We start from the raw sequence: 4,979 nt of genomic DNA, 5'->3' as shown, positions 1-4,979 counted from the left end.
TCGCCCTCGGATAGCACTGCACTTGAATATAATACGGATGGAACCTTAAGGCGGTTCGCCAATATTTCATTTGATGGTTTGCCGCCGGATACTTCTCTTTTCATTTACCCTTTCTATGAGAATGGTCGAATGAAACGTTACAGTTTCACAAGGGATATTAACGATCCTGTTGGGAAGATCATGGCCGTGCTAACTTATAACAGCGCCGGACAGGTGGTGCAGATAGACCATCCTGAAAGCACCAGTGGCACTGCATATGATTCCCTGGTTTATAATAGCCAGGGACAGTTAACGGCGACCTATGCCTTTACCTCAACGGCAAAAACAGATACTACGGTTAACTTTTATACCTGGGAGAAAAATAACCTGGTTAAAAATGTTGTGACCAATACATATATAGATGGGGCGACAAAAAAATGGGTTACTACTACCCGGACCTATCGTTATGAGGATAAGCCCAACCCTTACAGGAGTATAGCGCATTATTATTATTTCCTGGGCGATCCTCAATATCTTTCTGTTAATAATAAGGTTGAAGAATCGTTTTCGACCACTAACGGGTTTAGCGGAATCACCACCTATACTTACGAATACAATAGTGATAGCTATCCGGTTAGTGCAGTAAGGACTGTTGCACTTACTTTAGCGGGTAATACGGAAACCCATGTATATGAGGGGGGCCGGTTCCATTATCTGCCCAAATAACCGTCATTCATCCAAATTCAAATAGAACTTACAAAGGCTTTTCCGTTCAAGGAGGGCCTTTTGAGTTTTAGGAGGATCTTACCCCGGGGATACCATTTCCTGACAATTCTGTGCAGTAAAAAAGGTTAAATTTGTATCGAAAAGAGAGAAAGCCCTTAGAGGGAAACATGGCCTTAATACTTTTAGTATGGAACTGACGTACGAAACCGCTTACCAGGCTGCTGGTAAGGTTGCCGACACAATAGCATCGATCTTATTAAAACATCAGACTGCGGCCCTGGAGAACGGGGAGCGGAACCTGGCATCTGTGCCGGAGGCATGGATCGTGGAAAAGATGATTGACACGGCCTTCTGGGCCAGCCTCCGTAAAGAAGAAGGGAACGCCACCAAAATATCCCTGGCCTTTTTGCCGCCTTCCCAGGCCGGCAAACCGCTGCTGTTTGCACAGCACCTGCCGCTGAACGCCAAAACGCTCAGCAAGCTGGCGCCGGGTGTAGAGCGGGCCGGCGTGCATGTAGGCATCTGGTACAAAGGGGATGAGCTGTACATCTGGGGTACTACTATTAAACTGCCGGACTATTGCTTTGTGCTGGACGTATCTGAACCGGCACTGCTGGTAGTGAAGCAGCGCCGCATTATTGGCCTGGGCAAGTTCATGAACGTGGCGGTGCTGCGCGGCGACCAGGTAAAAGTGGTGGACGAGAACAGCGGCCTGCTGCCGGATAGTCCGCCCATACTGACCTCCCTGCTGGGGCTTAGCTCATCGGCTGTATGGAACGATCCTGTAAATGTGCTGATACAAATCGCCGTATCCATGCGGGCGCACGGGCGGGGCGGCATTTTGCTGGTAGTATCTTCCCGGCATGATGAGTGGAAAGCGTCGCTGATCCATCCCCTGCAATACCCGATAGTGCCGGCATTCTCCGGTGTAGCCGACCTGGTATCATCCAGCTGTAACAGCAAGGGTGCAAGTGATATTTTTTTACAGAATGCTTTGCGCCGGGAAGTGGAGAACGTGACCGGCCTTACTGCTGTAGATGGCGCTACTGTGATCAACGACCGGCATCAGCTGCTGACCTTTGGCGCCAAGATCACCCGCGCGCATAACTCCACCCGGGTGGAGCAGGTGCTGTTAATGGAGCCGGTAATGGATGGCAGCCCCAAGCTGATCCATCCTTCCAGTTTGGGAGGCACCCGGCATCTATCGGCCGCGCAATTCGTGCATGACCAACGGGATGCCCTGGCGCTGGTAGCTTCGCAGGATGGATATTTTACGGTGTTCTCCTGGTCGGATCAGGCGGGGATGGTGCAGGCGCACCGCATTGATGTGTTACTGTTGTAATTAATAATTAAGAATTAATAATTAATAATTTAATGCAGCGGGTGATAGCTGAGGAGGGGATTAAATAAAATACTATAATAGAAAAGTCCTGCGTCTTATTGCGCAGGACTTTTCTATTTGTGATAGTTGCAGCAGGCGTGCACCTTCAATACGATTATTAATTATTCATTCTTAATTATTAATTCTTTAGAAGTCCGTCGATTTTGTGACACTCTCCCATGCCTTGTACTCACGGCCTAATAGTTCCAATTTGTTTACTGCGCGGTTATAGGCGTCGGTGCCTAAGAGGAAGTACAGGGGTGGGTTAGGCACAGTGGTGATGCGGATCATTTCTGCTACGGCCTTTTCCGGATCGCCGGCCTGCTGCCCGTTCATTTTGCGGAACTTGTCGTGCGTGGCGTGAACGGCGGTGTAATCTTCAATGTAATTATCCGTGATGGCCAGTGATTCCGGTGTGAGGAAGCTGGTGCGGAAAGCGCCGGGTGCTACCACGGTCACCTTAATGCCCAGCTCCTGCACATCGGCAGCCAGCACTTCGGATAAACCTACTATAGCGTGTTTGGCTGCGGTATATATAGACCATCCTGTGCCGCCTGTAATGCCGGCAATGGAGGAGATATTAATGATATGACCGGAACGTTGTTTGCGCAGATAAGGCAGCGCCCTGCGGATGACGTTAATGGTGCCGAACACATTTACATCAAAGGCCTGGCGTACTTCTGCATCTGTTACTTCTTCCACGCTGCCGCCAATGCCATAGCCGGCGTTGTTCACCACTACATCCAGCCTGCCAAAGGTTTTTACGGTTTGTTCCAGGGCCTGTGCCACGCTGTTCTCATCGGCCAGGTTAACCCGCAGGGGTAAGAACTGAGAGGAGCTTGTACCAACGGAGTTGGTGAGGTCCTGCGCATTGCGGGAGGTAGCGGCTACCATATGACCTGCCTGTAAGAGCTGTTTTACGAAGCTGAGTCCCAGGCCTTTGGAGGCGCCGGTTATGAACCATACTTGTTGCTTGTCCATCGTTAAACATTTTTGATGGATCAAAATTACGCCCCTAAGCCCTGGCGGGCCTTACACCTTTCAAACAAATGGTTACATAATTCAAACAGCCCTGAAAGCTGAGGGGGGAATGCTGGTGTGTTTCTTAAAGAAGTTATTGAAGTGCGAAGGCTCCTCAAACCCCAGGCAGTAGCCTATTTCGGAGATGTTCCAGTCGGTATGCTTGAGCAGGGATTTGGCCTCGCTCACCAGCCTTTCGGCAATGCGTTCCGTGGTGGTTTTACCGGTGGTGACCCGTATGGCGCGGTTCAGGTGGTTCACATGCACGGCCAGCTGCTCTGCAAAGTCTTTGGCAGAGCGCAGGGAAAAGCGCTGTGAGGGGTGCTCTATGGGGAACTGCCGCTCCAGCAGCTCTGTAAACACGGCGCAGATGCGGGAATTGGCATCGGGGTGCTGGTACAGGTTTTCGGAGGGCCGGGTTTTAAGGGCAAAGTGGATGAGCTCCATCACGTAATTGCGGAGCAGGTCGTATTTATAGATGTAGTCGCTGTTGATCTCGTCCAGCATTTTCTGGAACAGGCTGCTTACATGGGCATCCTGCTCAGGGGTAAGCAAATAGGCCGGTTTGCCGCCATTGGCGTACATGGGCAGCTCATTGAGGCTGTTACGGGTACGGTCGGTGAAAAAGGTTTCGCTGAAAATGCAGAAGAAACCGGTGGGGTCGTCGGACACATTTTCCCAGGTGTAGGGTACGTGCGGGTTAAAGAACAGCAGGGCGCTGCCATTGACCTTCAGGCTTTTATCGGCATAATGGTAAATATTCTCGCCCCGTATAAAGGTGATCTTATAATACTCGCGGCGGCGGTATTTGACCTGTGTGCCGTTAGGACCTACGCAGTCCTCCAGGCGGAATACGTTAAAATGACCGATATCCTGCTGCAGGTTATTGGGCAGGAAATTAAATTTATGCTGGTAGAATTCCTGTAAGCTTTCTGTATCTGACATGCGGCAAAGTTACGAAATACAAACTTTAACCGTTACCTTGCGTCCCTAAATTTTTTACCCATGAGCACCTTCCCCGTGCAGTACTCCATGCTCTCGTCCAAAGCCCTGCAAGCCTTTATCATACAACAATATGGCGATCCTGCGCTTACCTGCCGCCTTTTGCTGCGCAATGTGAGCGATACCTATATTATAGAAAAGGCCGGTACACCCGTGTACATTTTTAAAGTGTACCGGATCAGCCACCATACCCTGCACGAGATTAAGGGAGAGGTAGAACTGCTGAACCATCTGCACAAAGGCGGCGCCGCTGTTTCCTATCCCATAGCGGACCTGCAGGGCAACCAGATCCAGGACTTTAATGCGCCGGAAGGCCTGCGGCACGGGGTATTGTTCAGCTATGCCAAAGGCAGCAATGTTTATGACCTGACGGAAGCGCAGCTGCAGCTGGTAGGCCGTGAAATGGCAAAGGTGCATAACATTACTGCCAACCTGGTGCTGCCGCATGAGCGCGAAACCTACGATATTAATCGCCTGCTGTTGCAACCCCTGGAAACCCTGGCGCCTGCATTTAAGGATCACGCAGAAGGATATACGTATTTGAAGGATACTGCGCAGAAAGTAATAGCGCGGTTAGGTGAGCTCTCTACTGACAATTTTAGCGAGGGGTATTTGCAGTATGATTTTTTACCCAAGAACTTTCATTTTGATGAGCAGGGGCAGCTTACCTTTTTTGATTTTGACTTTACCGGGAAAGGATGGCTGGCGAATGATGTGGCCAGTTTTTTCCTGCATTTCTTTTTTCATGTTGCCAACGGGAAAATGACGCAGGAAGCTGCTGACAGCGACTTCCAGGTGTTTATTGATGCGTATCGCAGCGTAAGGCCTTTTTCTGATGATGAATTAAAGGCAGTACCTTACCTGGGTTTTA

General features: G+C 50.0%; 5 protein-coding genes. 3 read left to right on the top strand and 2 right to left on the bottom strand.

Features of this window, described 5'->3' with window-relative positions; translation table 11 throughout:
• Both VIM87_RS19530 and VIM87_RS19525 read left to right on the top strand, forming a co-directional pair.
• A partial coding sequence (locus VIM87_RS19530) for a hypothetical protein (protein ID WP_331998625.1) occupies positions 1 to 705 on the top strand: 705 nt, incomplete at its 5' end.
• A 187-nt stretch (positions 706 to 892) separates the two neighbouring features.
• Positions 893 to 2,047 (top strand): putative sensor domain DACNV-containing protein, encoded by a 1,155-nt coding sequence (locus VIM87_RS19525; RefSeq protein ID WP_331998624.1) that lies wholly within the window; start codon positions 893 to 895, stop codon positions 2,045 to 2,047.
• Between the two features lie 186 nt (positions 2,048 to 2,233).
• On the opposite strand, the gene VIM87_RS19520 is transcribed toward VIM87_RS19525, so the two are convergent.
• Together VIM87_RS19520 and VIM87_RS19515 are read right to left on the bottom strand one after the other, a co-directional pair.
• Positions 2,234 to 3,067, bottom strand: a complete 834-nt coding sequence (locus tag VIM87_RS19520; RefSeq protein WP_331998623.1) for an SDR family NAD(P)-dependent oxidoreductase — start codon at positions 3,065 to 3,067, stop codon at positions 2,234 to 2,236.
• Positions 3,068 to 3,148: 81 nt separating this feature from the next.
• A complete protein-coding gene (locus tag VIM87_RS19515; protein ID WP_331998622.1) occupies positions 3,149 to 4,051 on the bottom strand; it encodes a helix-turn-helix transcriptional regulator in 903 nt (300 codons plus the stop codon).
• 60 nt (positions 4,052 to 4,111) lie between these two features.
• Between VIM87_RS19515 and VIM87_RS19510 the strand changes: the two genes are divergently transcribed.
• The coding region (locus VIM87_RS19510; RefSeq protein WP_331998621.1) for a phosphotransferase enzyme family protein at positions 4,112 to 4,979 on the top strand (868 nt) is incomplete at its 3' end.

It is taken from the genome of Chitinophaga sp., assembly GCF_036569125.1.
In the GTDB taxonomy this organism is placed as follows: Bacteria; Bacteroidota; Bacteroidia; order Chitinophagales; family Chitinophagaceae; genus Chitinophaga.
Note: the sequence above shows the minus strand (reverse complement) of the source record. Positions and strands in the feature narration are given on the sequence as shown.